Origin of the sequence: Citrobacter sp. CtB7.12 (assembly GCF_001297795.1) — a bacterium.
In the GTDB taxonomy this organism is placed as follows: domain Bacteria; phylum Pseudomonadota; class Gammaproteobacteria; order Enterobacterales; family Enterobacteriaceae; genus Citrobacter_A; species Citrobacter_A amalonaticus.
The window spans coordinates 110,602-136,827 of sequence record NZ_LIFT01000009.1; the positions used below are offsets into that span (position 1 = coordinate 110,602).

27 protein-coding genes are annotated in these 26,226 nt (G+C 54.2%); 15 read left to right on the forward strand and 12 right to left on the reverse strand.

The features are described 5' to 3' along the window. Positions 1-30 precede the first annotated feature (30 nt). From btsT to yjiA, 3 genes are all read left to right on the forward strand, one after another. Positions 31-2,181, forward strand: coding sequence for a pyruvate/proton symporter BtsT (gene btsT, locus AOY24_RS13280; RefSeq protein ID WP_042321961.1), 2,151 nt, complete (start codon positions 31-33; stop codon positions 2,179-2,181). Between the two features lie 107 nt (positions 2,182-2,288). After that, positions 2,289-2,492 (forward strand): YbdD/YjiX family protein, encoded by a 204-nt coding sequence (locus AOY24_RS13285; protein WP_024130742.1) that lies wholly within the window; start codon positions 2,289-2,291, stop codon positions 2,490-2,492. Between the two features lie 12 nt (positions 2,493-2,504). After that, positions 2,505-3,464, forward strand: a complete 960-nt coding sequence (yjiA, locus tag AOY24_RS13290; protein WP_042999308.1) for a GTPase — start codon at positions 2,505-2,507, stop codon at positions 3,462-3,464. A 96-nt stretch (positions 3,465-3,560) separates the two neighbouring features. Here yjiA and AOY24_RS13295 read toward each other — a convergent pair whose 3' ends face one another. The 4 genes from AOY24_RS13295 to AOY24_RS23925 form a co-directional block, all read right to left on the reverse strand. Further along, the gene (locus AOY24_RS13295) at positions 3,561-4,622 is read right to left on the reverse strand and encodes a DUF2955 domain-containing protein (RefSeq protein WP_042999307.1); all 1,062 of its coding nucleotides are present in this window, start codon (positions 4,620-4,622) and stop codon (positions 3,561-3,563) included. Next, positions 4,612-5,679: an HlyD family secretion protein gene (locus AOY24_RS13300; RefSeq protein ID WP_054176777.1), complete on the reverse strand. Its 1,068-nt coding sequence runs from the start codon at positions 5,677-5,679 to the stop codon at positions 4,612-4,614. The genes AOY24_RS13295 and AOY24_RS13300 overlap by 11 nt, the downstream gene beginning before the upstream one ends. Positions 5,680-5,684: 5 nt before the next feature. Next, a complete protein-coding gene (locus tag AOY24_RS13305) occupies positions 5,685-6,149 on the reverse strand; it encodes a MarR family winged helix-turn-helix transcriptional regulator (protein ID WP_042999305.1) in 465 nt (154 codons plus the stop codon). Positions 6,150-6,298: 149 nt separating this feature from the next. Further along, the gene (locus AOY24_RS23925; RefSeq protein WP_071888362.1) at positions 6,299-6,463 is read right to left on the reverse strand and encodes a DUF1127 domain-containing protein; all 165 of its coding nucleotides are present in this window, start codon (positions 6,461-6,463) and stop codon (positions 6,299-6,301) included. A 176-nt stretch (positions 6,464-6,639) separates the two neighbouring features. Here AOY24_RS23925 and AOY24_RS13310 point away from each other — a divergent pair, with 176 nt between their 5' ends. The 4 genes from AOY24_RS13310 to mdtM all read left to right on the forward strand — a co-directional run bounded on the left by AOY24_RS13310 (position 6,640) and on the right by mdtM (position 11,251). Continuing rightward, positions 6,640-8,052: a PLP-dependent aminotransferase family protein gene (locus tag AOY24_RS13310; RefSeq protein WP_054176778.1), complete on the forward strand. Its 1,413-nt coding sequence runs from the start codon at positions 6,640-6,642 to the stop codon at positions 8,050-8,052. A gap of 135 nt (positions 8,053-8,187) precedes the next feature. Further along, positions 8,188-9,003 carry an AraC family transcriptional regulator gene (locus AOY24_RS13315; RefSeq protein ID WP_054176779.1) on the forward strand — a complete coding sequence of 272 codons (816 nt, stop codon included), beginning with the start codon at positions 8,188-8,190 and terminating at the stop codon, positions 9,001-9,003. Between the two features lie 48 nt (positions 9,004-9,051). Next, positions 9,052-9,693, forward strand: a complete 642-nt coding sequence (locus AOY24_RS13320) for a LysE family translocator (RefSeq protein ID WP_054176780.1) — start codon at positions 9,052-9,054, stop codon at positions 9,691-9,693. A 325-nt stretch (positions 9,694-10,018) separates the two neighbouring features. Then, on the forward strand, positions 10,019-11,251 hold the full coding sequence (gene mdtM / locus AOY24_RS13325; protein WP_099433781.1) for a multidrug efflux MFS transporter MdtM: 1,233 nt from the start codon (positions 10,019-10,021) through the stop codon (positions 11,249-11,251). 30 nt (positions 11,252-11,281) lie between these two features. On the opposite strand, the gene metC is transcribed toward mdtM, so the two are convergent. Then, positions 11,282-12,472, reverse strand: a complete 1,191-nt coding sequence (metC, locus tag AOY24_RS13330) for a cystathionine beta-lyase (RefSeq protein ID WP_042999301.1) — start codon at positions 12,470-12,472, stop codon at positions 11,282-11,284. A 25-nt stretch (positions 12,473-12,497) separates the two neighbouring features. Further along, on the reverse strand, positions 12,498-13,736 hold the full coding sequence (locus tag AOY24_RS13335) for a dicarboxylate/amino acid:cation symporter (protein ID WP_044253866.1): 1,239 nt from the start codon (positions 13,734-13,736) through the stop codon (positions 12,498-12,500). 224 nt (positions 13,737-13,960) lie between these two features. Between AOY24_RS13335 and AOY24_RS13340 the strand changes: the two genes are divergently transcribed. The 8 genes from AOY24_RS13340 (at position 13,961) to AOY24_RS13370 (ending at position 21,004) form a co-directional block, all read left to right on the forward strand. Further along, positions 13,961-14,887, forward strand: a complete 927-nt coding sequence (locus tag AOY24_RS13340; RefSeq protein ID WP_042999299.1) for a LysR family transcriptional regulator — start codon at positions 13,961-13,963, stop codon at positions 14,885-14,887. Positions 14,888-14,937: 50 nt separating this feature from the next. Next, entirely contained in the window at positions 14,938-16,221 is a 1,284-nt protein-coding gene (locus AOY24_RS13345) for a DUF445 domain-containing protein (protein ID WP_054176781.1), read from the forward strand. Between the two features lie 9 nt (positions 16,222-16,230). Next, on the forward strand, positions 16,231-16,470 hold the full coding sequence (locus AOY24_RS13350) for a DUF2164 domain-containing protein (protein WP_054176782.1): 240 nt from the start codon (positions 16,231-16,233) through the stop codon (positions 16,468-16,470). A gap of 96 nt (positions 16,471-16,566) precedes the next feature. Further along, the gene (locus tag AOY24_RS13355) at positions 16,567-17,718 is read left to right on the forward strand and encodes a double-cubane-cluster-containing anaerobic reductase (RefSeq protein WP_042999296.1); all 1,152 of its coding nucleotides are present in this window, start codon (positions 16,567-16,569) and stop codon (positions 17,716-17,718) included. 9 nt (positions 17,719-17,727) lie between these two features. After that, positions 17,728-18,495 carry a putative 2-hydroxyacyl-CoA dehydratase activator YjiL gene (yjiL, locus tag AOY24_RS13360; protein ID WP_042999295.1) on the forward strand — a complete coding sequence of 256 codons (768 nt, stop codon included), beginning with the start codon at positions 17,728-17,730 and terminating at the stop codon, positions 18,493-18,495. After that, entirely contained in the window at positions 18,492-18,767 is a 276-nt protein-coding gene (locus tag AOY24_RS23930) for a DUF3343 domain-containing protein (RefSeq protein ID WP_042999294.1), read from the forward strand. The genes yjiL and AOY24_RS23930 overlap by 4 nt, the downstream gene beginning before the upstream one ends. A gap of 194 nt (positions 18,768-18,961) precedes the next feature. Further along, on the forward strand, positions 18,962-19,726 hold the full coding sequence (locus AOY24_RS13365; RefSeq protein ID WP_054176783.1) for an SdiA-regulated domain-containing protein: 765 nt from the start codon (positions 18,962-18,964) through the stop codon (positions 19,724-19,726). Positions 19,727-19,804: 78 nt separating this feature from the next. Next, entirely contained in the window at positions 19,805-21,004 is a 1,200-nt protein-coding gene (locus AOY24_RS13370; protein WP_054176784.1) for an MFS transporter, read from the forward strand. On the opposite strand, the gene AOY24_RS13375 is transcribed toward AOY24_RS13370, so the two are convergent. The 6 genes from AOY24_RS13375 to AOY24_RS13400 all read right to left on the reverse strand — a co-directional run bounded on the left by AOY24_RS13375 (position 20,988) and on the right by AOY24_RS13400 (position 26,208). Beyond that, positions 20,988-21,212, reverse strand: a complete 225-nt coding sequence (locus AOY24_RS13375; protein WP_042999291.1) for a hypothetical protein — start codon at positions 21,210-21,212, stop codon at positions 20,988-20,990. The two genes, AOY24_RS13370 and AOY24_RS13375, sit on opposite strands and share 17 nt — an antisense overlap. A 20-nt stretch (positions 21,213-21,232) precedes the next feature. After that, positions 21,233-21,433, reverse strand: coding sequence for a hypothetical protein (locus AOY24_RS13380; protein WP_042999290.1), 201 nt, complete (start codon positions 21,431-21,433; stop codon positions 21,233-21,235). A gap of 618 nt (positions 21,434-22,051) precedes the next feature. Then, positions 22,052-22,471, reverse strand: coding sequence for a hypothetical protein (locus AOY24_RS13385; RefSeq protein ID WP_042999289.1), 420 nt, complete (start codon positions 22,469-22,471; stop codon positions 22,052-22,054). A gap of 241 nt (positions 22,472-22,712) precedes the next feature. Further along, positions 22,713-24,032: an MFS transporter gene (locus tag AOY24_RS13390; RefSeq protein WP_227657171.1), complete on the reverse strand. Its 1,320-nt coding sequence runs from the start codon at positions 24,030-24,032 to the stop codon at positions 22,713-22,715. A 50-nt stretch (positions 24,033-24,082) separates the two neighbouring features. Then, positions 24,083-25,000, reverse strand: a complete 918-nt coding sequence (locus AOY24_RS13395; RefSeq protein WP_044264501.1) for a hydroxymethylglutaryl-CoA lyase — start codon at positions 24,998-25,000, stop codon at positions 24,083-24,085. Positions 25,001-25,011: 11 nt separating this feature from the next. Then, entirely contained in the window at positions 25,012-26,208 is a 1,197-nt protein-coding gene (locus AOY24_RS13400) for a CaiB/BaiF CoA-transferase family protein (RefSeq protein ID WP_044253842.1), read from the reverse strand. Positions 26,209-26,226 lie beyond the last annotated feature (18 nt).

Below are 26,226 nucleotides of genomic sequence, written 5' to 3' on the forward strand. Positions count from 1 at the left end.
ATTATTCATCTTATAAAACCAGGTTTTACTATGGATACGAAAAAGATATTCAAGCACATACCCTGGGTGATCCTCGGGATCATCGGGGCATTCTGCCTCTCGGTTGTCGCCTTACGCCGGGGTGAACACGTCAGCGCACTGTGGATCGTGGTCGCTTCCGTGTCGGTATATCTGGTGGCTTACCGCTACTACAGCCTGTACATCGCCCAGAAGGTGATGAAGCTCGACCCTACACGTTCGACACCTGCGGTCATCAATAACGATGGCCTGAACTACGTTCCGACCAACCGCTATGTCCTGTTCGGACACCACTTTGCCGCAATCGCGGGCGCTGGTCCGCTGGTCGGTCCGGTTCTGGCAGCGCAGATGGGTTACCTGCCTGGTACCCTGTGGCTGTTGGCGGGTGTGGTGCTGGCGGGTGCGGTCCAGGACTTCATGGTGCTGTTTATCTCTTCTCGCCGTAACGGCGCGTCGCTTGGCGAGATGATTAAAGAAGAGATGGGCTCCGTGCCGGGGACCATTGCCCTGTTTGGCTGCTTCTTAATTATGATCATCATCCTCGCGGTACTGGCGCTGATCGTCGTAAAAGCGCTGGCAGAAAGCCCGTGGGGGGTCTTCACCGTTTGCTCCACCGTACCTATCGCGCTGTTCATGGGGATCTACATGCGCTTCCTGCGTCCGGGGCGTGTGGGTGAAGTGTCGGTGATTGGTATTGTTCTGCTGGTTGCGTCTATTTACTTCGGCGGCGTGATTGCTCACGACCCGTACTGGGGCCCGGCGCTGACCTTTAAAGACACCACCATTACCTTTGCACTGATCGGCTATGCGTTCGTTTCTGCACTGCTGCCAGTATGGCTGATCCTCGCTCCACGCGACTATCTGGCCACCTTCCTGAAAATCGGCGTGATCGTCGGCCTGGCGCTGGGTATCGTGATCCTCAACCCAGAGCTGAAAATGCCGGCCATGACCCAGTACATCGATGGTACCGGTCCGCTGTGGAAAGGTGCACTGTTCCCGTTCCTGTTCATTACCATCGCCTGTGGTGCGGTCTCTGGCTTCCACGCCCTGATCTCTTCCGGTACCACGCCGAAACTGCTGGCCTGTGAAACAGACGCCCGCTTCATCGGTTACGGCGCGATGCTGATGGAATCCTTCGTGGCGATCATGGCGCTGGTTGCGGCGTCCATTATCGAACCGGGCCTCTACTTTGCGATGAACACCCCGCCGGCAGGCCTGGGCATTACGATGCCGAACCTGCATGAAATGGGGGGTGAGAACGCGCCGCTGATTATGGCACAGTTGAAAGACGTGACCGCGCATGCGGCGGCAACCGTCAGTTCCTGGGGCTTCGTGATTTCGCCAGAGCAGATCCTGCAAACGGCGAAAGACATCGGCGAACCGTCCGTTCTGAACCGTGCTGGTGGTGCACCGACGCTGGCGGTAGGTATCGCGCACGTGTTCCACAAAGTGTTGCCGATGGCGGACATGGGCTTCTGGTACCACTTCGGTATTCTGTTTGAAGCGCTGTTCATCCTGACCGCGCTGGATGCCGGTACCCGTTCTGGTCGCTTTATGTTGCAAGACCTGCTGGGTAACTTCGTTCCGTTCCTGAAGAAAACCGACTCTCTGGTTGCCGGTATCATCGGTACGGCGGGCTGCGTGGGTCTGTGGGGTTACCTGCTGTATCAGGGCGTGGTCGATCCGCTGGGCGGCGTGAAGAGCCTGTGGCCTCTGTTCGGTATCTCTAACCAGATGCTGGCAGCCGTGGCGCTGGTTCTGGGTACCGTGGTACTGATTAAAATGCAGCGCACCAAATACATCTGGGTGACCGTTATCCCGGCAGTATGGCTGCTGATCTGCACCACCTGGGCGCTGGGCCTGAAACTGTTCAGCTCCAACCCGCAGATGGAAGGCTTCTTCTACATGGCTAACCAGTACAAAGAGAAGATTGCCAACGGCGGCGAACTGACCGCACAGCAGATTGCTAACATGAATCACATCGTTGTGAACAACTACACCAACGCCGGCCTGAGTATTCTGTTCCTGGTGGTGGTGTACAGCATCATCTTCTATGGTTTCAAAACCTGGATGAATGTGCGCAACGTCGACAAGCGTACCGATAAAGAAACACCGTACGTTCCGATTCCTGAAGGCGGCGTGAAGACCTCTTCACATCACTAAGCTGATGCCGGGTAACGCTTCGCGTACCCGGCCTACAAAATGCTTTAAGCGTAGGCCGGATAAGGCGAAAGCCGTCATCCGGCTTTAATCATTCACGAGGCGGCACAATGTTTGGTAACTTAGGTCAGGCAAAAAAATATCTCGGCCAGGCGGCAAAGATGTTGATTGGTATTCCAGACTACGACAACTATGTCGAGCATATGCAAACCAACCATCCGGACAAGCCGTACATGAGCTATGAAGAATTCTTCCGCGAGCGCCAGCAGGCGCGCTACGGCGGCGACGGTAAAGGCGGCATGCGCTGCTGTTAGAAGGAGAAGTGAATGACCCCGATTGCAGTCACCCTACTCACCGGTTTTCTTGGCGCAGGTAAAACCACCCTGCTACGCCACATCCTCAACGAAGAACACGGCTACAAGATTGCCGTTATCGAAAACGAATTCGGCGAAGTGTCCGTGGACGATCAGCTAATTGGCGATCGCGCCACGCAGATCAAAACCCTGACCAACGGCTGTATTTGCTGTACACGCTCCAACGAGCTGGAAGACGCGCTGTTAGACCTGCTCGATAACCTCGATAAGGGCGCCATCAATTTTGATCGTCTGGTGATCGAGTGCACCGGCATGGCCGACCCCGGCCCGATTATTCAAACCTTTTTCTCCCACGACGTGATTTGCCAGCGCTATCTGCTGGACGGCGTGATTGCGCTGGTTGATGCGGTCCATGCCGACGATCAAATGAACCAGTTCACCATTGCGCAGTCGCAGGTCGGCTATGCCGATCGCATTCTGCTGACTAAAACCGACGTCGCTGGCGAAAGTGAAAAGCTTCGCGAACGTCTGGCGCGCATCAACGCCCGCGCCCCGGTGTATACCGTTACGCACGGCGATATCGATCTTTCTCTGCTATTCGACACCAATGGCTTTATGCTGGAAGAGAACGTCGTCAGCGCCAAACCGCGCTTTCACTTTATCGCCGACAAGCAGAACGATATCTCTTCCATTGTGGTGGAACTGGATTACCCTGTGGATATCGGCGACGTCTCCCGCGTGATGGAAAACCTGCTGCTGGAATCCGCCGAAAAACTGCTGCGTTACAAAGGTATGCTGTGGATTGAAGGCGAACCGAACCGTCTGCTGTTCCAGGGGGTGCAACGCCTGTACAGCGCCGACTGGGACCGCCCGTGGGGCGACGAACAACCGCACAGCACGCTGGTGTTTATCGGCATTCAGTTGCCGGAAGACGACATCAGAGCCGCCTTTGCGGGGCTGAAGAAGTCGTGATTCCCGTGCCCGATGGCGCTACGCTTATCGGGCGCCCTACCCCGTAGGCCGGATAAGGCAAAGCCGCCATCCGGCATTGGCTCGATAATCCCCTTATCACTCCACCACAAATCGTGTCGCCGCAAAGCAGTTCAGTATTCGGTGGACCAGAAAGACCATCGTCAGCGTTGCCAGCAGCGCGACGGTGACTGAGGTGATGCGATACAGGTCGCTGAACACTAAATCGCTGTTCGGGTGCAGGTTCTGGCCGAACATAATACCGATTGTGGTGATGCTGGCGAACCCCACGCCTGCACCCACTTTTTCCATGACGTGCAGACGGGCGCTAAAAGCCAATCCAAGACCGATCAGCGGCATCATTAACAGCATGTGATTACTGAAATCATAAATCAGTAACTGCACCACCAGAATATAGAGACAGGCCAGTACCACACCGACGACGCGCCAGAGGGAACTCAGGACCGCGCCGCGATAGTGCATCGGAAAGAGGATCAAAATCCCCGCCATCAGCGCTGACAGCGAATCGCTCAGATCGCAAATCTGGAAGATCACAAAGATCATCGTCGCCACGGTGCCGGAAAGCAGCGATTCGTGGCGAATGCGGGCGTCGTCTTTCTCAATGCGCGGCGGCGAGTTACGCGGTTCCACATCGGGGATCAAATAGTGCAGCAGCGCACTCAGCGCTACCGCCATCACGCAGGCTTCCATGTTGGAAAACATCAGCGTGTGCCAGTCTGTGGTGGGATAGCTCATAAAATTGAGCATCGTACTCTGGCAGACCACACCCATTGACCCCAGCAGAAACAGCGGACCCTTGCTCATAAAGCGAAAGCGCATCACGTAAAGGCCAAACACCACCAGCGTCATGATCACTGGCCACTGCGAGAGATAACCGACAATCAATACCATTTCGACGCAGTTCACCGCCGCACTGAACACAAACTGCCGCGCTACGTGGCGGTTAAACACCGGTACCAGCGACATCAGCATCAACGGATAGACCACGAAGAAAACGCCGTACTGGACGTTGTAAAAGGTCGAAATACTGAGCGCGATCGTCCCGGCAACGGCTATCCGCAGAGTCTGGCGAAAGTCGTTGGCTGTATAGACGATGTTGTCATGTGGCGTGAATACGCGCGCCAGGGTGTTAATAGACATAATGCAGCCAACTGACCAGGCGGATTTGCGCGCCAGCAAAAGTACGGGCAAAGGGGCCTTCGCTGTTATACAACTGCACCGTGGCGCGGGCACCGGTCGGTAACGGTTTGTCCAGTGGTTCACTCAGCGTCACGTGAATACGCATCCGCTGCGCATCGCGCACCCAACGGGTGGATTGCTCTGGCTGCGACAGTTGACCGTTGACCTCTTCCTGTCCGGCGAGGATCCCCGCATCGCTGCTGGTCACACGTGCACGGAACACTTTACCCGGCATGGCATCAAACACCACGGCGGCATCGGTATTGACGCGGGTATGGCGCAGGCTCTTCTCGCGGAAATCGGCCACGATATCCGTCTGATTGCTGACCAGCGCCAGCAGTGGCGTGGCGGCGTTAGCGTAAAGCCCGGCGTTAAGCTGGAGATTACTCACCGTTCCGTCCGTCTCTGCGCGCACTTTTGTCCATGCCAGATTCAACTGCGCCTCTTCCAGCGCGTTGCGATACTTTTGCAGCGTCACGTTATGGCTGTCTTCGCGCTCGCCGCGTTGGATCAGCAGATTCTGGATGTTGGCATGCAGCGCGGTTACCGACTGTTCGCTGGTCTGCCAGGTCGTCCGCACCCTGTCGAGATCCGCCTGCGAGACGTTTTGCATCGCGCTTAGCCGCTGATAACGATCGAACGTCAGCTTGTCATTACGCGCCGTATATTCAGCAGTACGCAGGTTGGCGCGGGCAGAAGCAATCTGTGCATCCAGTTGCTGATTGCTCAGTCTGGCCTGCGCAAAGGCGATTTGTGCGGCTTCGACTTTGTTGATAAATGGCGTGGGATCCAGCTCATAAAGCAGATCGCCTTTTTTTACCAGGCTGTTATTGCGCACATAAACGTGCGAGACATACCCGGAAACGCGTGCTGAAACCGGCGTAACTGTACGCATCACCGTGGAATCTGGCGTCAGCGGGATCCAAATATCGGCAACGATAAACCAGGCGAATATGGCAAGGAAAGCGGCAATACTCACCCTTACCCAACGGGCAAATTTTTGTTCTGGGGTCATCATAGTTTTTAGTGTTGATTATCTTCTTCGCGGATTGTCCGCAGATTGCAGGCGATTACATTTAAGGTGGCGCTGAAGGAAGCGAGATCTGCTTCAGGAATGGTACGCGTGACGCGACATTGATAGGCTTCAATCATCCGGTTCAACTCTACCAGCCGGGCACGGCCTTCCGCAGTTAGCATTAGCAGACGGATGCGTTTGTCATAAGGCGATGTGGAACGCACCAGATAGCCCTGATTTTCCAGTTGTGTGAGCGTGCGCATCAGCGGTGGCAGTTCAATACCCTGCACCTGTGCCAGTTCACTGACCGAAACGTTATCGCCCAGTTGATACAGTTGCATCAGCACCGTCCAGCTGGACTGGGTCAGGCCGGTATCGGTAATAGCCGCATCAATAATGGCCCGCCATTGACGCACGACCATCGCCATACGCATCCCCAACGGGCGGCGGGCAAACAGCTCATCTTCAGTCATGTCTCTTTCCTCTCTAAGCGAAAGGAAAATAATACTTATCAGGATAAGTATCAAGAAACACACTGTCTGTAAGCATGAATTGATAAATTTTATGAATGTAACAAAGGCCGGACGGGTTCAACCTCCAGCCTCTGACTGCTACAGTCACGCTATTCAATCTGATCCCGGCGTAATCCCAGATCCTTGAGTCGCTCATCACTCATCTGTTGCAGGATCCGTCGGGTTTGCGCCTGCAGATGCCATTTTTTAAACGCTCGCCAGATCAGGACAAAACCAATAAACGGCTGCTTTGCTTTGTTTTCATGAAATTCCATACTCCACCCCCTCTCATACCAGAGCCTGTATTCTGGCGGTTTTCGAGTGGATCAATACAGATTCAAAAACAGCTTTTATTTAACATACAGATTCGCTAATACTGTCTCTGCATCGCACATTTTGCACCTGTCTGTACTGGTTTTTACATCTGTATGGCATCTTCGAGGGATACAGCATGACCCGTTACCAACATCTGGCCAACCTGCTGACCGAGCGTATTGAACAAGGGCTGTATCGTCACGGAGAGAAATTGCCGTCAGTACGCAGTCTGAGTCAGGAGCACGGTGTCAGTATCAGCACCGTACAGCAGGCGTATCAGGTACTGGAATCATTGCAGCTCATTACGCCGCAGCCCCGTTCAGGCTACTTCGTCGCGCCTCAGAAAGCGCTGCCGCCGGTCCCGCCGATGTCGCGTCCGGTACAGCGTCCGGTTGAGATTACCCAATGGGAGCAGGTACTGAACATGCTGGAAGGCCATCACGACCAATCGGTTATCCCGCTTAGCAGCGGTATTCCGGATGTTAGCCAACCCAGCCTGAAACCGCTCTGGCGCGAACTCAGTCGCGTAGCACAACACAATCTGAGTGCGGTTCTGGGCTACGATGAACTGGCTGGCAGCCTCGCACTACGCCAGCAAATCGCCCGGCTGATGCTGGATGGCGGATCGGTGGTTAACGCCGACGATCTGGTGATCACCAGCGGCAGTCAAAGCGGCATGTCACTGGCCCTGCTGGCCGTCTGCCAGCCAGGAGACATTATCGCTGTGGAATCCCCGGCTTATTACGGCACCATGCAATTGCTGCGCGGTTTAGGGATCAAAGTGATTGAGATCCCGACCGATCCGGATACCGGCATCAGTATTGAAGCGCTGGAGCTGGCGCTTGAACAGTGGCCGATCAAAGGCGTTATCCTGGTGCCCAATTGCAATAACCCGCTCGGTTTTATCATGCCGGACGCCCGTAAGCGGGCGGTGCTGGCGCTCGCTCAACGCCACGACATTGTGATTTTCGAGGATGATGTTTACGGTGAACTGGCGACAGAGTATCCCCGCCCCAGAACCATTCACTCCTGGGATATCGACGGTCGGGTTATCCTTTGCAGTTCATTCACTAAATCGGTCGCCCCTGGCCTGCGCGTCGGCTGGGTCGCTCCGGGTCGTTATCACGACAAATTACTGCATATGAAATATGCGGTCATTGGCACCAACGTTCCCGCCACACAACTGGCGGCTGCGACGTTTGTCCGGGAAGGACACTACCATCGCCACGTCCGGCGTATGCGCCAGATTTATCAGCGTAATATGGAGATTTATACCTGCTGGGCGCGGGAATATTTTCCCTGCGGCATCTGCGTTACGCGACCAAAAGGCGGTTTTATGCTGTGGGTCGAATTGCCGGAACAAGTGGATATGGTTTGCGTTGCCAAACAGCTTTGCCGCCTGAAAATTCAGGTCGCGCCGGGCTCACTGTTTTCCGCATCAGGGAAATACCGCAACTGTGTGCGCATAAACTGTGCGCTCCCGCCCAGCGAGAAGCACCGGGACGTGATGCAGAAGCTGGGCGAGGCGATCAAAGTCGCGATGGAGTAAACATTCGACTTACCGGACGGCCTGAACGCGACACAACGTATTCAGTGAATCACACTCTGCAGCTCTTCTGCGGAAAGTCCGGTAAGTCTTTGTACCGTGATATAACAAAGCATGACTATGCCGGAGGCACTAATTGTGACCCACACCCGAGATATTCCACAATCGTTCTGGCGCGATGAGCGACTTGCATGGCTGGAGCTGCGCAGCACCTGGCGCAGCCATCAGGCCTATAAGCGCCATCATCATCCGCAGCTCTCCATTGGGGCCATTCTGGAAGGTGAAACCTGCTGTGTCAGCGATGGCAAAGAATACCGTCTGCAGGTGGGCGACCTGATAGTCATCCCGCCACGGGTACCGCACAGCTGTAATCCGGTCGATGGACAGTGTCGCAGCTACCATATGCTCTACCTGGACGCGGACTGGTGTGTTGCCCAGTTGCCCGAACAGACAATCCCTGCACCGTTTTTCGCCCCGAACCCGGTGATCCGCGATCCACAACGCTTTCAGCGCTTTCTCGACCTTGTGGCGTTAATGGAGAAACAACAAACCGCGCCGCTTATCGATGCCGTCCGTCTCCTGCTGCGCGCACTCCCCTTGCAGTCAGGAAATCCGCCGCGCACGCGAGCGACCAGTCAGTCTCTGAAAGCGCGGCTGCACAACAATTTGCTCTCTCCACCGTCGCTAGATGATATCGCGCAAGAGTTCGGCATGCGCAAAGAGACGCTGATTCGCACCTTTAAGCAGGACACCGGTCTGACGCCGGGCAGCTATCTGAACATCGCGCGGATCGATTTTGCCAGGACGCGACTGCGCGCCGGAGACGATATCGCCGACGTCGGTTATCAGAGTGGTTTTGCCGACCAGAGCCATTTCCACCGCACCTTTGTCAGCTATACCGCCGCCACACCGCGTCAGTATGCGCGGGGGCGATCAATATCAGACAATAATTAGCGTTTCACCGGGCGTAGCGTGAACTCAGGTTTACACACTGAGGTCACTATGGAACCGTTGTCTGTACTCTTTCCCCCTGCCTTTCCCGCCCTGGCGCTGGCTCACTTTGTGGCGCTGCTCAGCCCCGGACCGGATTTCTTTTTACTGGTGGGCTACGCCGTTCGCTATCGACTGCGCGGCAGTGCCGGGCTGTGCCTGGGGATCGCCACCGGTAACGGCATTTATATCCTTCTGGCGATTGCCGGCTGGGGGATCCTCCGTCAGCTTCCCCAGCTCTTCACGTTGATCGCACTGTTGGGCGCACTTTATTTACTGTGGATCGGCAGCCTGCTGCTACGCAGTCGTCCGCAAACGCTGACAGGCGCAGATGCCCAGTCCACGCGTCCGGGATTGGGCAAACAAGTGCTGCTGGGGCTGGGTTCGTCGCTGCTCAACCCGAAAAACGCCTTGTTCTATCTGGCGCTGATGACCGCCCTGCTTGGCCCGTCAGTGACGCTGGTGCAGCAGGCCGTCAGCGGGATCTGGATGACCAGCGTCGTACTGTGCTGGGATCTGTTGATTGTGATGGGGATTGGCCTGCCGTTTATCCAGCGACGGCTAAGCCACGGGATCGTGTGGATCGAACGTCTCGCCGGGGTCGTGTTGATCGCCTTTGGCTGCGGGATCGTCTGGCGCTTTCTCTTCCCGTAGCTCATTGAGATACTGAATGAATTCAGCCCATTCTATTGACTAACATCAAATTATAATGACACTTAAGGTGTATATTTTCCGTTCAACTTACTTTTCCCGAGGTGTGATGTGCTGATAACCATCTGTAATCGCTACACATTCTGACAAGCGTCAGAATGTGTTCCCCTGTCTGTGATTCTCATGGGCAGTGCTTTTGATTACATGAAATTCAGTACATCCGCAGTCTGCTGTTCTCTCTTTTCTGCCTGATGTCCCTGTGACAGTATTGAATTTCGTTGTTCCCGTTAAGGGGTTCTCCACATGGAGTTCGTTTTGTATGCAATGGATTATTGAGTTTTTCAAGCGGCACGCCACGACGCTGTTCTTTCCGATGGCGCTGATTCTGTACGATTTTGCCGCCTATCTGTCGACGGACCTGATTCAGCCGGGCATCATCAACGTCGTGCGGGAGTTTGACGCCGATGTCAGTCTGGCACCGGCGGCGGTCAGTCTCTATCTCGCCGGAGGGATGGCGCTGCAATGGCTGCTGGGGCCGCTTTCCGACCGGATCGGTCGTCGTCCGGTATTGGTCACGGGGGCGCTCATTTTTTCCCTCGCCTGTACCGCCACGCTGTTCACCACTTCAATGACACAGTTTCTGATCGCGCGCGTGGTGCAGGGCACCAGCATCTGCTTTATCGCGACGGTCGGCTACGTCACGGTGCAGGAGGCGTTCGGACAAACGAAAGCCATCAAGCTGATGGCAATCATCACCTCTATCGTGCTGGTAGCGCCGATCATTGGCCCGCTTTCCGGTGCGGCGCTGATGCACTTCGTCCACTGGAAGGTGCTGTTCGCCATTATTGCGGTAATGGGTTTTATCGCCTTTATGGGCCTGTTGCTGGCGATGCCGGAGACGGTCCAGCGCGGCGCGGTGCCGTTTAGTGCGATCAGCGTCGTACGCGATTTTCGCGATGTCTTTCGCAACCGCGTGTTCCTCTTTGGCGTCGCCACGATCTCGCTAAGTTACATCCCAATGATGAGTTGGGTCGCCGTTTCCCCGGTGATCCTGATCGACGCGGGTGGCATGACGTCCTCCCAGTTCGCCTGGGTACAGGTTCCGGTATTCGGTGCGGTCATCGTCGCCAACATGGTCGTTGCTCGTTTTGTAAAAGATCCGACCAACCCGCGCTTTATCTGGCGTGCGGTGCCCATTCAGCTCAGCGGCCTGTTTGTACTGATCGCCGGGAACCTGCTCTGGCCTCACGTGTGGCTGTGGTCGGTGTTGGGCACCAGTCTGTATGCGTTTGGCATTGGGCTAATCTTCCCGACGCTGTTCCGCTTCACGCTGTTTACCAACAACCTGCCGAAAGGAACCGTGTCGGCCTCGCTGAACATGGTCATTCTGGCGGTGATGGCCGTTTCCGTCGAAATCGGTCGCGGACTGTGGTTTAACGGCGGCCGGATCCCGTTTCACCTGCTGGCAGTCATTGCGGGAGTGGCGGTGGTATTCACGTTGAAAGGGTTGTTAACGCGGGTACGCCAGTATCACGCAACGGAACTGGCAACAGAGAAGTAAAATCAGGCCCCGCCATGCGGGGCCGTTTTTTTAAGCAATGCGGGCAAATCCGGCTTCAAGGTCGGCAATCAAATCGCCGACATCTTCCAGGCCGATATGCACCCTCACCAGCGTCCCGCTGAAATCAACCTCACCGGCCGGGCGAATGCTGTTCAACTCTTCCGGTTGGTTCGCCAGAATCAACGACTCAAATCCGCCCCATGAGTAAGCCATGTGGAACAGCGAGAAGTTATCGAGGAAGTTCGCTAACTGTTCATCCGTCAGTCGCTTTTTCAGCACGAACGAGAACAAACCAGAACTGCCGCTGAAATCACGCGTGAAGTATTCGTGGCCCGGACATTCCGGCAGTGCCGGATGATTCACCCGCGCCACTTCTGCGCGTGCCGACAGCCAACGGGCAATCTGAATGCTACTCTCCTGATGCTGCTTCAGACGCACCGACAGCGTACGCAGGCCGCGACTGCCGTTATACGCGGTATCGGCATCCAGCGTTTGCCCCATCAGATACGAGTTTTCACGCAATTGGTCCCAGCAACGGGCGTTGGATACCGCCGTTCCCAGCATGCCGTCAGAGTGACCAATCGTGTATTTGGTGCCTGCCTGAATCGAGATATCCACGCCGTAGTCCAGCGCCTTAAACAACACACCAGCCGCCCAGGTGTTGTCGATCATAATGACGATCTCCGGGTTCACCGCACGAATAGCCTTCACCATTCCCGGCACATCCTGCACTTCCATGGTGATCGAGCTCGGTGATTCAAGGAACACCACTTTGGTTTCTGGGCGGATCAGATCGACAATTCCGGCGCCGATCATCGGATCGTAGTACGTCGTTTCGACGTTGAATTTGCTCAGGATCTTATTGCAGAAATCCTGTGTTGGTTCATATGCCGCCCCGGTCATCAGCAGATGATCGCCACGTTGTACAAACGCGAGGATCGCGTTTGTCACCGCCGCCGCACCGCACGGATAGAGCGCACAGCCGACGCCGCCTTCCAGTTCGCTCATCGCTTTCTGAAACGCGAAGTGGGTATAAGTGCCGCGACGACCATAAAACAACTCACCGTTTGCGCGATTGGCGGTGGCGAATTTTTTGTCCTTCACGGTATCAAACACCAGCGAAGAGGCGCGCTGGATAACCGGGTTTACCGCGCCCTGAGTATAGCGTTTATCGCGTCCGGCGATGACCAACTGGGTTTCGAGTTTCACTGAATCTTTCATAACCTTCTTATCCTTAATCCGTGCGTTAAACCTCGGCGGCCGTCGCCGTCGCATTCATCTCTGCATTCACCGACTTTTTCCCGGAGAAGCGTTCTACAATTTGTGCCGCATTCAAATCATGAATCACGTTAATTAGCGTCGCCGGGGCATCGGTAATGGTACCCAGCACCACCAACATCGGAATGGTTTCCATCGGCAGTCCCAGCGTGGTGACGATAAAGATCTCCCCAAGGAACGCCCCGCCCGGTACGCCGCCGACGATAATCGCGGAAAGCACGGCGATCAGCATGGTCAGGAAGAAGGTTTCCGTGGTGAATGGGATCCCCAGCACCGAGTAAATAAAGACGATCTTCAGCGCCGCAATCATCGCCACGCCGCCTTTGTTCAGGTTGACCAGCAGTGGGATCGAGACATCCACAATTTCCGGGTTAATCCCCATCGCTTTGCCCGCGCGCAGCGTCACCGGCAGCGTGCCCAGCGAAGAACAGGTACCCAGCGCCGTGACAGAAGGCTCAATGGCGTGACGCCAGAAGGCCTTCACCGCCGGTACGCCGCCGCCAATGTAAGAGTAGAGAATAGAGCCGAAAATGTAGTAAGCCAGCGTGGCAACCATGAACAGACCAATTGCCCGGGCAAAGGTGAGCAGCAGTCCGGAATCCTGGCTGGCCATCGTCGCCGCAAAGTAGCAACCGAGCCCCAGCGGCGCGACCTTCATGATGATCGACACGATCTTCATAATGACGGTGTTGGCATCGTCCAGCAGCGAGGCAATACGTTTACCCGCCTGTTCTGACTGACCAATCGCGATCCCGGCAATGATCGCCATCACGATCAGCGCGAGAATATTCGACTTAGAAAACAGACCAATAAAGTCGTTGGTGGTGATCATGCTGACAAAATCCATCTTGCCGCTGCCCGCCTGCACGGACTGCGAGAGATCGATAGTGACCCCCTGCGCCGGGTTGTACCACAGGGCTAACGCCACGATGCCGGCCGCCGGAATAAACGCCATCGCGATGGAAACGATAAAGATAATCGCCATAATTCGCCCTAAGCGTTTCAGGTCGGTCATACTGGCGATAGAGGACATTACGCTGATTCCCACCAGCGGAACGATAATCATAAATAACAGGTTCAGGAAAATCTGACCTATCGGCTGGAGTTTACTGGCAAACGCGGGGGCTAAAATCCCTAATAAACCACCTGCCACCAGAGCAAGTAATAAAATAATTGACGATTTGTAGGGTTCGAGTCGTGTCCACATAATCGGTACCTTTTATAAGAATGGAATTAAATGAGAGTAAATTCACAATTTGGCGACGTTCTGTTTTTGCCTCCTTACTATTTGTGACGCACCTCACTTAAGTTGTTATTTTTTCATTTTGTGCGTATGTCGTTTCCTGTGATTCAATAGTTACATGTTTCAAAACCCAATGTAACGGCCTATTCGTACCATTTTTGCAAATCACTTGTGAGTAAAAGGAAACAATGAGCACACCCATTTCTCTCAAGCACTTAGAATTTTTTGTTCGAATTGTGGACTGCGGAGGTTTATCTGAAGCCGCGGTGCAACTTAACGTGTCACCGTCCGCGGTCAGTAAAAGTCTGGCGGCAATGGAAGATACGCTGGGGACAACATTAATTAAGCGCACGACCCGCAGTATTACGCTGACCGACGCCGGGCAATATTTGTTTAACCGGGCCAATAAATTACTGAAAGAATTTGATGAAACGCTTAATACTACCTCTGGTTATTATCATAATCCGCAAGGTGAATTACGCATTACCTGTTCGATTGCCTTCGGCTATTCCCGACTGGTCAATCTGGTGGACAAATATCGCACCCAATACCCGGATGTGAACCTGTATATCGATCTCAACGATAACTTCGTCAATCTGAACGACACGGATTTCGATATCGCCCTGCGCATCTCCACCGCCCCGCCGCAAAACTATGCCACGCGTAAACTGGTGCCGATCCGCTGGGCGTACTGCGCCTCCCCCGGTTACCTCGCGAAGAAAGGGATGCCGCTGCGTCGTACCGATCTGGTCGATCACGATTGTCTGGTTTATCCTGGCCTGACCCCGGTTCTGAAGGTTGCCGACGAGCAGGATCGCCTGCATCAGCTAAAACTGCATATGCCGATCCAGGCCAACAGCAGCCTGGTCCTGCTGAAGTCGGTGCTGGAAGATCAGGGCGTGGCCTATCTGCCGACCTATCTGATTGGCGATCATATCCAGAAAGAGGAGATCACCCCGCTGATGCTCGACGGCACGATCGCCTGCGAAACGCACACCCTTTACGCGCTCTATTTCCCCAGCAAATACAGCAATCCGAAGGTGCGTTCGTTTATTGATTTTTTGGTCGCGGAATTAGGGACACTGCCAGCGTGGGACAACTGGATCCCCGGCTGATCCCCGGTTGTTTTTGCACGATCCCTCCGTCTGGCTCTATCCTTAAGCGTATGAATAAAATTGCTGAACTCAAACGCGCCAAACTGCTGGCGCTTTCGTTACTGCTGATCGCGGCCACCACGTTCGTCATCACCCTCTTCCTGCCGCCTGGTTTTTGGGTCAGCGGGATCAAAGCCATTGCCGAGGCGGCGATGGTCGGTGCCCTGGCGGACTGGTTCGCGGTGGTGGCGCTGTTTCGCCGCGTCCCTCTCCCGTTCATTTCGCGGCACACGGCGATTATTCCCCGCAATAAGGACCGCATCGGCGAGAATCTGGGGCAGTTTGTGCAGGAGAAATTCCTCGACACCCAGTCCCTGGTTACGCTGATCCGCCGCCATCAACCCGCGCTGCTGATTGGCAACTGGTTCAGCCAGCCGGAAAACGCCCAGCGGGTCGGACAGCATCTGTTGCAGATCATGAGCGGCTTTCTGGAACTGACCGACGATGCCCGTATCCAGCGCCTGCTAAAACGGGCGGTGCATAAGGCGATTGATAAGGTCGATCTCTCCGGCACCAGCGCCCTGATGCTGGAAAGCATGACCAAAAACGATCGACATCAGGTTCTGCTCGATACGCTGATCGCCCAGTTGATATCCCTCCTACAGCGCGACAGTTCGAGGACCTTTATCGCCCGGCAAATCGTCCACTGGCTGGAGACCGAGCATCCGCTGAAGGCTAAAATTCTGCCTACCGAATGGCTGGGCGAGCACAGCGCGGAGCTGGTATCGGAAGCGGTGAACTCGCTGCTCGACGACATCAGCCATGATCGCGCGCATCAAATCCGCCACGCCTTCGATCGCGCCACGTTCAGGCTTATCGACAAACTGAAAAACGATCCGGAGATGGCGAACCGGGCAGAAAGCATCAAAGATTACCTGAAAGAAGATGAAGCCTTTAACCGCTACCTCGGCGAGCTGTGGGCGGATTTACGTCAGTGGCTGAAGCAGGATATCAACGCCGACGATTCCAGGGTGAAGCAGCGAATCGCCCATGCCGGACAGTGGTTTGGCGAAACGCTGATCGCCGACGATGCGCTGCGCGCTTCGCTCAACGGCCATCTGGAGCAGGCCGCCCATCGGGTGGCGCCGGAGTTTGCCGCCTTCCTGACCCGCCACATCAGCGATACGGTGAAAAGCTGGGATGCCCGCGATATGTCGCGGCAGATTGAACTTAACATCGGGAAAGATTTACAGTTTATCCGCGTCAACGGCACGCTGGTGGGCGGGACGATCGGGCTGGTCTTATACCTGTTATCGCAACTTCCCTCACTGCTGCCCGCACTGTCCACTTTTTAAGGAGAAAAAATGGCTGACATTACCCTTTCCCCGACGCAGCGCGACGGTCTGCGCGATGCGCTCAGAGACTACTGCCGCGATCATTTCGAACTGGAGCTGGAACAGTTCGACGCTGAGTTTTTTATTGATTTCATTAGCGAAAAACTAGGGCCTGTGTACTACAACGCGGGCATTGAGGAGGCGATTCGCACGCATCTGGCCTGGAGCGAGCGCATCCAGGAAGAGATGGATCTGAAGAAGATTTTATAATGCCTTACCTGGCGGGAGATCAATAAACCCATAACATTGACATGGTTATAATGCGAGCACTTTTAACATCTCCCGTGTCACGGGGAAGGAAAATCCATGTCGCTTATCACCGATCTGCCCGCCATTTTCGACCAGTTCTCTGAAGCCCGCCAGAAAGGCTTTCTCACCGTGATGGATCTCAAAGAGCAGGGTATCCCGCTGGTGGGAACCTATTGCACCTTCATGCCGCAGGAGATCCCGATGGCGGCGGGTGCGGTGGTGGTCTCGCTGTGCTCAACGTCGGATGAAACCATCGAAGAAGCCGAAAAAGATCTACCGCGCAACCTCTGCCCGCTGATCAAAAGCAGCTACGGCTTCGGCAAAACCGACAAATGCCCCTATTTCTACTTTTCCGACCTGGTAGTGGGTGAAACCACCTGCGATGGCAAAAAGAAAATGTACGAATACATGGCGGAGTTCAAAGCCGTTCACGTCATGCAGTTGCCAAACAGCAGCCAGGATGCCGCCTCACGCGCGCTGTGGAAAGCAGAAATTCTGCGTCTGCAACAGGCTGTGGAAGCACGCTTTGGGACGCCGGTTACCGAAGCGGCACTGCGTGACGCCATTGTCCTCAAAAACCGTGAGCGTCGTGCGCTGGCGAATTTCTATCGTCTCGGGCAGCTTAATCCCCCTGCATTGAGCGGCAGCGATATCCTGAAAGTGGTGTACGGCGCGACCTTCCGCTTTGATAAAGAAGCCCTTATCGACGAACTGAACAGCATGGCTGAACGCGTACGCCAGGCATGGCAGGATGGTAAACGACTGGACGCCCGTCCGCGTATTCTGATCACCGGCTGTCCGATCGGCGGCGCGGCAGAAAAAGTGGTGCGCGCCATTGAGGAAAACGGCGGTTGGGTGGTGGGATACGAAAACTGTACCGGCGCGAAGGCGACCGAGCAGTGCGTCGCGGAAACTGGTGACGTATACGAGGCGCTCACCGACAAATATCTCGCCATCGGCTGTTCGTGCATCTCTCCAAACGATCAGCGCCTGACGCTGCTCAGCCAGATGGTGGAAGAGTACCATGCAGACGGCGTGGTGGACGTGATTTTGCAGGCCTGTCATACCTATGCCGTTGAATCACTGGCAATTAAGCGCCATGTTCGCCAGCAACACAACATTCCTTATATCGCCATTGAAACCGACTACTCTACCTCGGATGTCGGCCAGCTCAGCACCCGCGTCGCGGCCTTTATTGAAATGCTGTGAGGAGCAGGCGTGACGTATTCGATAGGAATTGATTCCGGCTCGACGGCGACCAAAGGCATTTTACTCACCGGCGGTGTGATTGAGCGCCGTTTCCTGTGCCCGACGCCATTCCGCCCTGCCGATGCCATCCGCGAGGCCTGGGAGGTTCTCGCGGAAGGTCTGGAAACGCGCCCCTACCTGACCTTAACCGGCTATGGCCGCCAGCTGGTTGATTTTGCCGACAAGCAGGTGACGGAAATCTCCTGTCACGGACTGGGGGCGCGGCTGCTCGCACCTGCCACCCGCACGGTCATTGACATCGGTGGACAGGATAGCAAGGTGATCCAACTGGATGACGATGGTAACCTCACCGACTTTCTGATGAATGACAAATGCGCGGCGGGCACCGGGCGCTTTCTGGAGGTCATTTCACGCACCCTGGGCGCCAGCGTGGAGCAACTCGATACCATTACCGCTGGCGTTGCGCCGCACGCCATCAGCAGTATGTGCACCGTTTTTGCCGAATCTGAAGTGATTAGCCTGCGCTCTGCGGGTATCGCCCCGGAAGCGATCCTCGCGGGGGTGATCAATGCCATGGCGCGGCGCAGCGCCAATTTCATTGGTCGACTCTCTTCAGAAGGGCCACTGCTGTTTACCGGCGGCGTCAGCCACTGCGCAGCGTTTGCCCGGATGCTGGAAGGCCATGTCGGTATCCCGGTAAACACCCACCCGGACGCGCAGTTTGCCGGCGCCATCGGCGCGGCGCTGATCGGCCAACGGCAGAGAACGCGCGGATGACGGAATACCTGTTTTTATTTCATTCGACGGTTGGCGTGATCCAGACCCGCAAAGCGTTGCAGGCCGCAGGCGTGACCTTTCGGGTCGCCGACATACCCCGCCAGTTGCGCGGGGGCTGCGGACTGTGCGTCTACCTGCATTGCCAGCCCGGTGAACAAGATCGGTGGGTGATCCCCGGTCACACCGAATCAATCTACCGCCTTGAGCAGGGCGACTGGCAATGTGTGGCAACCTTCGACGCGCCAGCACGTTGCCCCGCGAAACCACGATAAATGTCACTATGCAATTATCACCCGTTTAAGGATTCATTAAGATTAATCTTTATACTTTCTCCCTTAATGTCTTTGATTTTATTTAAGGAAGAATAATGAGATTGTCCGCCCGATATCTGAATTCACCTCTGCGAATCATGCTTCTTCTTACTTTACTCATTGCGGGGGCGAGTTATGTCATATCGGGTAACGCCATGCCCGACAATGACAATAACTCCCTTGCCGATTATCGCGCGACGATAGACGCTAAACAGATCGCGGGCGTGAAAAAAAATGTCTCCTCACTCACCTGGTCCGATAAAACGAATACATTGTTCAGCACAATCAATAAACCCGCCGCGATTATTGAATTAACCCGCCAGGGTCAACTGCTGCGTACCATCCCACTCGATTTTATTCGCGATCTGGAGACGATCGAGTTCATTGGTAACGACACGTTTGTCATCAGCGATGAAAGTGACTATTCCATCTACGTGATTACCCTCAATGCGCAGTCACAGGTCAACATCATCAAAAAGTTAACGCTTAATCTCTATGAAACCCCGACCAACGACGGTTTTGAGGGCCTCGCCTGGTCACGTGAAAAAGAGACATTCTGGTTTTTTAAAGAAAAGAGACCGATTGGGATCTATAAAGTGACGGGGCTGCTCAATAATGACAATCTGACCATCAGTAAAGACCATGCGCTGCAACAACAGCTTGATGTGCAGGATATTTCAGGCGCGGAGTTTAATCCGCAGCGGAACAGCCTGCTGATCCTATCTCACGAATCACGAGTGCTCAAAGAGGTCAGAACCGACGGCAACGTTCTCGGCGTCATGCCGCTAACCGAAGGTCACCACGGGTTGGCGCACACCATACAGCAGGCTGAAGGGATCGCGATGGATAACCAGGGGACGCTGTTTATCGTGGCAGAGCCCAACCTGTTTTACCGCTTCACGTCTAAGAGCGCACAATAATACCGCCATCGCCTTACCCATTTGTTATAAATTTGTTACTCTCGCATTTCGCTCACGACAAATAACAATGGGTACGGCATGAGCCAGCAACCGCATATCGCAGACCGGTATTCACTGCGCAGCGCCCTTTTCGGGATGATGGTCCTCGCGCTGGGCATGGGAATTGGCCGTTTTCTCTATACCCCAATGCTGCCCGTACTGCTGGCTGAGGGGCGCTTCACGTTTTCCGAACTGTCGTGGATAGCCAGCATCAATTATGCGGGATACCTGGTCGGCAGCCTATTGTTCTCGTTCGGGCTTTTTCATCTGCCGGGACGTTTACGCCCTATGCTGTTGAGTTCAGCGGTGGCGACCGGCGCACTGATCCTCGCGATGGCGCTATTCTCCAATCCCATGGTGGTGATGCTGGTGCGCTTTTTGGCGGGAGTCGCCAGCGCCGGGATGCTGATCTTTGGCTCCACGCTGGTGCTACAACATACCCGCAATCCTTTTGTCATTGCCTCGCTGTTTTCTGGCGTCGGCGTCGGGATTGCGCTGGGTAACGAGTACGTGATTGCTGGTCTGCACTTTGCGCTCTCCTCCCACGCGCTGTGGATCGGGGCGGTGGCCTTCTCGGCCGTCCTGGCGATGTTGCTGGTGCTGCTGCTTCCGTCCCACGCCCACACGCTGCCTGCCGCCACCCAGGCAAAAAGTGCCCCACAGCCGATGCGCTGGTGGCTATTGGCGCTGCTCTACGGACTGGCAGGATTCGGTTACATCATCGTTGCCACCTATTTACCGCTTATGGCGAAAGGGGCGGGTTCTCCACTGCTGACGGTTCATCTGTGGACGTTGGTCGGTGTCTCAATTGTGCCGGGCTGCTTCGCCTGGCTGTGGGCCGCGAAACGCTGGGGAGTGCTGCAATGCCTGACGGCAAACCTGGTGATTCAGGGGGCCTGTGTGATCCTGACGCTGGCCAGCGGCTCTCCGCTGTTGCTGGTGCTGAGCAGCGTGGGGTTCGGCGCAACGTTTATGGGCACCACCTCGCTGGTCATGACCCTCGCGCGACAGCTTATTGTGCCGGGAAACCTCAACCTGCTCGGGTTTGTGACGCTGACCTACGGTATCGGCCAGATTCTGGGTCCGCTGTTAACCACGCTGTTAGGCAGTGGCACGCAGGCGATTACCGATGCCACGCTGTGCGGCGCGCTGGCGTTATTTATCGCCGCGACGATCAGCGCCCTGCAATTCTATAAACAAAAGCGTTTGTTGACGTGCCGCATCAAAGACATGCGCTGACCATAATACGGGGGACCTGGTGGATCCACTCCAGTAATTCGTAAAGCAGCGAAGCCGTGACGATTTTACTGGTTGTCGCGGTTGACCAGGGAAAGAGCGTTACGCTGAGTTCCCACGTCATGAGCGAGACGGTTGTCACGACCAGGGTCAGTCCTAATGCGGTGACGGTAATACACGCCATGGCGCGCCAGAGAGGTAAAAACATCATCCTGTAAAATCCGCCCGCACTTATTCACGGCCGCCTTCATTGGCGGTGCGATGCAGCATGAGCGCTTCGGCAATAATGTCCTGTTTGCTTTTACGCGTTTCTAACGCCAACGCCCGAACGTAGTCCCATAGCGTCGTCTCAACACGGGCGCTTAACAGCACCATATCTTTAGAACGGGTTCCCCTGGCTTTACGGGTATCGGGATAATCGCGGGAAGGCATCGTCGGCTCCTGAAGGCTATGTCGTCTTAACTGGGGAGGAATATGCAGTTGGTCGAATAACAAGTCAACGTACAAAATTTCAGCAGCCGGGTGATAGAAATGTTAAGAAAACGCCTTAAAATGGAACGCTGTTTCAAGTGAAAGATAGCCCGTAGCAGGCTAATGATGTCAGGGTTTATTTACATGTTCTGATTAATTCAGTGCATTTCAGCCCCTGCGCTTCCGGCAAAACATTCACCACGATTATTGAAAATTCCTATGCGCCAATAAGTTACTTCCAGGATAAATGTTTACTTTGAAGGCAATAACTGGCTTTTTTAGAGAGAGTTACGACGATCTCTTTCAATAATTTTCGCTAACGTCACTTCTTTTCTTTGTTATCAGACGTCTTACCACCGCCACCATAAACGCAATAAAGGTAAACAAGTCGTAAATAAGGACATTTTTTAACGACGCAAATTAAGTGCGTATCAATTGACATGGATCAATTTTAAAAGCTGAATTTTGCCAGCTTTTGGTAAGAATCTGATGAAGCGCACAAATACCGACTGCTTTTGTACACTAAATTTTACGCCACCAGACATGCCTGTCATCCGCGGGTGATATTGACTTTACTTTTCATCGCCACACTTCCAGCACGACGGAACCAAAGTTATTCCAGTACATCCCCGACATATCATTTGCAAACACCACTAACTCACCGCTGCGGGGCGCAATCCAGCCATTATTGAGCCGGGTGCCGTCGCCAATCACAAACATGGTATCGGTTGATTTATCAATAGTACCAATCAGGGTAAACCAGGTCGCAGATTCGTGGCGGCAACGCAGCCAGAGTCGGGCAAAATTCAAATAGCCGACGGTGTAACCGTTCGCGTCACAATAATGCCCCATATCGCACCACTTTCCGGTGACATGAAAGAAATACCTGACGCCCTGCTCAACAAACAGCTCCGTTTCAACCCATTTATCGCGTGAGCGAATTTGAGTTCGCTTCACCCGTCGTGAAGCCAGTGGCGGAACGCACATTCGATCAACCATACATCATCACCTTTGCGCAAACACAGTTATGCAGGCCGCCAAAGGCCGCCCGGATAAAACGATGACGAACAGGAGGGGTAACACTAATTTTTATGAACTCTGCGGCCGCGCTCCATAACAGGAAAGTTGTAATCAGCGCGTGCCGTTTCATACCTTTCATTGACCTGACGCGATAGCGCCTACAGATGCGCCGTTCAACGTGCGGATAAGCCACGCGCTTACCCGCACAGTATCTTACGGGTTACCGGTAGTTGACCTTCATATTTTTCGACAACGGTTCAATGACCGTGGAGACCAGAATAAAGCACAGAACACAGAACCCGGTCATCGCCATGAATACCGCATCCCAGTTGTAAGCATCCAGAATAATACCCACGATCAGCGGCATACACATGCCACCCAGTTGCCCGCCCATGTTGATCACGCTGTAAGCGATCGGATAAATGTCTTTATTCGCCCGCCCCATCGCGTAGACCGAGTAAGCCGAATAGCCCAGCGACAGCATCAGCCCCAGCAGGAACAGCATCAGCGACAGAACGATTTTGCTTTCTGGCGCATAAACCAGTGAGTACATGGTGAAGATCGTCGCCCCGGCGCTGAGCAACATCAGCGGTTTACGACGCTTGTTCAGCACCCGGTCAGAGAGCACGCCGCCAATAAAGTTGCCCATGACCGTCCCGAGAAACGGTGCGGCTGCCAGTGCGGCAGAACTCGTCAGATCGAATCCGCGTTCGGTGATCAGATACTTGGGCAGCCATGACATCAGCACGCTGACAATCCCCACCATCGAGAAGTATCCCAGCGCGACGCCATAAATATCCCAGCAGCGGAAGACCTGTTTTGAACAGGAGAGTTCTTCAACCTGCTTTGTGCGAATTAGCTTGTCGAGCCAGCAGTAATTGAACTCAGGAACGACCGGTGCGGCGGCTTCCTGAGTCGTCGCCGGAAGCTGTTCTTCGCGGATGTAAGCGACCTCTTGCTCATTCACGAAGCGGCTCTCTTCCGGCTTATTGCGAACCATCAGATACCAGAAGATCGCCAACAGCAACCCCGGAATGGCAAAGAAGACAAAGATATAGCGCCATCCCCAGACGGTGATGATCCAGGCGCACAGCGGCGGGACGATCAGTGGACCAAACTTGGATCCTGCCAGAAACAGCCCGGTTGCCGTCCCTTTTTCCTTCGGGGGAAACCACTGGTTGATAGTCACCGTCGAGCCAATAACCACCGGTGACTCACAGACGCCCACCATAAAACGCAGGATCTTCAGCAGGAAAATGTTATTCACCATCCCCATCAACCCCGTAAATACGGAGGTTAATAACATCCCCATCGCAAATGCATTACGCATGCCGAACTTCTTAATCAAGTACCCGGCAGGAATTTGAAAAAACGCATAGCCGGCAAAGAACAGGCTGATTAACAGTCCTGCCATGGTATTTGAGATTTGAAATTCTTCCTGAATAAACGGAATAGCAAAGCCGATATTTGCGCGATCGGCGTTAGCTACGGTGTAGGTTACAAAAATAAAACTCATGACCCACCATCTGTAATGGGTCATCTTCGGCTTCCCGATATTATTATTCATCATGTCTGTTTCCGTATCAGAGGTCAGATTTTTTCGCTGCAAAAATCAAATTCACTGTAGGTTCTGGCTCGCGAAAGACTGCTCAACAACGTCGGTTCAATCGTGCTGCGGATCAGGTTTGCGATATCCAGCAGGTCAGGCAGTGAGATACCGGTATCGAACCCCATTCGGTTAAACATATTCACCGCATCCTCGGTGGCGGCATTACCGGCGGCCCCAGGCGCAAACGGGCACCCGCCCAGTCCACCGACAGCGGTCTCAAAGCGCGTTATGCCCGACTGAACGCCAGCAAACATACAGGCCAGCGCCATACCGTGGGTGTTATGCAGATGCAAACCAATGTCCATTTTGGGGAATTTCTGCTGGATCCCGCGCAGTACAGATAATGTCTGAGTCGGATTGGCGACGCCGATGGTGTCGCACAGGGTTACCGCCGAAATCCCGAGATCATCGGCAAACTTGATCATATCCATCAGCGTTTCACGACTGGTCTCGCCAATAAACGGGCAGCCAAATACCGTCGCCAGCGACAGCGTAATAGTCATATCCGGGAACGTGTGGCGAATTTTATAAAGATCCTCCAGCGACTCGGCATGCGTCCGGTTAATGTTGGCCTTGTTATGCGCCGGACTGACCGAAACCACATAGTTAATATTTTTAATGCCGGCCTCACTGGCGAGACTGGCCCCCTTCACGTTCGGTACTAACACTGACGGAATAATATGCGGATGCGTGTTCAGAACATGCTGAATAACCTCACGGGCATCGCTCATTTGTGGAATCGCCTTAGGACTAACCATCGAGGTGATTTCCATCGCGCCGATCCCCGACTCGACCAGACGATCGATAATTTTTATTTTTAAATCGGTAGGAATAAACGCTTTGATGTTCTGAAAACCATCTCTTGGCCCGACTTCAGTAATCTGGATAAATGTCGACATGGCAGAACCCCTTACAGAATGCCGGAACGAATAAGCTGCTCAATTTTTTCATCTGAATAGCCCAGACGTTCTTTAAGCACTTCGTAATTATGTTGACCAAGCGTGGGCGCAGGCATTCTGATGGTCGCCTTGTTGTTCGTGAATTTAACCTGATTGCCGGTCATGGTAATTTTCCCGGCGACGGGGTGTTCAATATCGACAAACATTTCGCGGGCACCAGCAATATGCGGATCCTGAGTCACGCGGTCGATGGTATTGATCGGCGCAGAAGGTATACCGGCATCCAGTAGCATCGACACGATGGTGTCGATATCTAAATCGCGGGTCCAGCATTCGATAATGTCTTTCAGCTCGGCGTGATGAGCGACGCGGTCGAGGTTAGATTTAAATTTCTCATCTTCCAGCGCGCTGATTTGCAGAACGTTTTTCAGCAGGCCATATAATTTGTCGTTGCCGCAGGCAATAATGACGTAACCGTCACGCGCCTGGAAAGAGTCATACGGATAAATCGCTTCATAGCGGTTACCAATACGTGTCGGAATACGTCCTGTATTAAGGTAAATAATGTTGATAATTTCCAGCGACGACACCATCGAATCGACCAGCGCAATATCCACTTTTTCGCCGACACCGGTTTTCAGGCGGTTGACGTAAGCGGCAAGCACGCCAATAGCGCAACTCATCCCCCCGACCACATCCGCAATAGCAGTCCCGGTGCGCGTAGGCGGCGTATCAGGCCAACCGGTGGTGCTCATCAGTCCGCTCATGGCCTGGCCGATGATGTCGTAACCCGCGCGTTTCGAATACGGGCCGGTATGACCAAAGCCGGAAACGGCGCCGTAAATAATCGCCGGATTCACCTTACGCAAATCCTCATAGCCAAGTCCCAGTTTTTCCATCACACCCGGACGGTAGTTTTCCAGAACCACATCGCTGTCGCGAACTAAATCGAGAAATATCTGCCGACCTTCTTCAGATTTAAGATTCAGCGTCATTCCGCGCTTATTGCGGTTTAAATTCATAAAGTAGGCGCTTTCGCCATTAATTTGCGGCGCGTTGGCCCGTGAATCATCCCCTTTCCCCGGCAATTCGATTTTAATCACATCCGCGCCAAAATCCGCCAGCATCATTCCGCAATAAGGGCCAGCCAGCACCCGGGTTAAATCCAGCACACGAACACCGCTTAAAACACCAGACTGTTTGTTCATTCCTTCCCTCACTTTTTT

Bases quoted from the DNA above. Each gene is read 5' to 3' on its own strand.
- AOY24_RS13355 (WP_042999296.1), top strand. From the start codon at position 16,567: ATGTCGCTTATCACCGATCTGCCCGCCATTTTCGACCAGTTCTCTGAA.
- AOY24_RS13400 (WP_044253842.1), bottom strand. From the start codon at position 26,208: ATGAACAAACAGTCTGGTGTTTTAAGCGGTGTTCGTGTGCTGGATTTA.
- AOY24_RS13300 (WP_054176777.1), bottom strand. From the start codon at position 5,679: ATGATGACCCCAGAACAAAAATTTGCCCGTTGGGTAAGGGTGAGTATT.
- AOY24_RS13370 (WP_054176784.1), top strand. From the start codon at position 19,805: ATGAGCCAGCAACCGCATATCGCAGACCGGTATTCACTGCGCAGCGCC.
- AOY24_RS13390 (WP_227657171.1), bottom strand. From the start codon at position 24,032: ATGACCCATTACAGATGGTGGGTCATGAGTTTTATTTTTGTAACCTAC.
- btsT (WP_042321961.1), top strand. From the start codon at position 31: ATGGATACGAAAAAGATATTCAAGCACATACCCTGGGTGATCCTCGGG.
- metC (WP_042999301.1), bottom strand. From the start codon at position 12,472: ATGAAAGATTCAGTGAAACTCGAAACCCAGTTGGTCATCGCCGGACGC.
- AOY24_RS13295 (WP_042999307.1), bottom strand. From the start codon at position 4,622: ATGTCTATTAACACCCTGGCGCGCGTATTCACGCCACATGACAACATC.
- AOY24_RS13375 (WP_042999291.1), bottom strand. From the start codon at position 21,212: ATGATGTTTTTACCTCTCTGGCGCGCCATGGCGTGTATTACCGTCACC.
- AOY24_RS13285 (WP_024130742.1), top strand. From the start codon at position 2,289: ATGTTTGGTAACTTAGGTCAGGCAAAAAAATATCTCGGCCAGGCGGCA.
- AOY24_RS13335 (WP_044253866.1), bottom strand. From the start codon at position 13,736: ATGTGGACACGACTCGAACCCTACAAATCGTCAATTATTTTATTACTT.
- AOY24_RS13320 (WP_054176780.1), top strand. From the start codon at position 9,052: ATGGAACCGTTGTCTGTACTCTTTCCCCCTGCCTTTCCCGCCCTGGCG.
- AOY24_RS13345 (WP_054176781.1), top strand. From the start codon at position 14,938: ATGAATAAAATTGCTGAACTCAAACGCGCCAAACTGCTGGCGCTTTCG.
- AOY24_RS13350 (WP_054176782.1), top strand. From the start codon at position 16,231: ATGGCTGACATTACCCTTTCCCCGACGCAGCGCGACGGTCTGCGCGAT.
- yjiA (WP_042999308.1), top strand. From the start codon at position 2,505: ATGACCCCGATTGCAGTCACCCTACTCACCGGTTTTCTTGGCGCAGGT.
- AOY24_RS13310 (WP_054176778.1), top strand. From the start codon at position 6,640: ATGACCCGTTACCAACATCTGGCCAACCTGCTGACCGAGCGTATTGAA.
- AOY24_RS13365 (WP_054176783.1), top strand. From the start codon at position 18,962: ATGCCCGACAATGACAATAACTCCCTTGCCGATTATCGCGCGACGATA.
- AOY24_RS13380 (WP_042999290.1), bottom strand. From the start codon at position 21,433: ATGCCTTCCCGCGATTATCCCGATACCCGTAAAGCCAGGGGAACCCGT.
- AOY24_RS13305 (WP_042999305.1), bottom strand. From the start codon at position 6,149: ATGACTGAAGATGAGCTGTTTGCCCGCCGCCCGTTGGGGATGCGTATG.
- AOY24_RS13395 (WP_044264501.1), bottom strand. From the start codon at position 25,000: ATGTCGACATTTATCCAGATTACTGAAGTCGGGCCAAGAGATGGTTTT.
- AOY24_RS23925 (WP_071888362.1), bottom strand. From the start codon at position 6,463: ATGGAATTTCATGAAAACAAAGCAAAGCAGCCGTTTATTGGTTTTGTC.
- AOY24_RS23930 (WP_042999294.1), top strand. From the start codon at position 18,492: ATGACGGAATACCTGTTTTTATTTCATTCGACGGTTGGCGTGATCCAG.
- AOY24_RS13340 (WP_042999299.1), top strand. From the start codon at position 13,961: ATGAGCACACCCATTTCTCTCAAGCACTTAGAATTTTTTGTTCGAATT.
- AOY24_RS13385 (WP_042999289.1), bottom strand. From the start codon at position 22,471: ATGGTTGATCGAATGTGCGTTCCGCCACTGGCTTCACGACGGGTGAAG.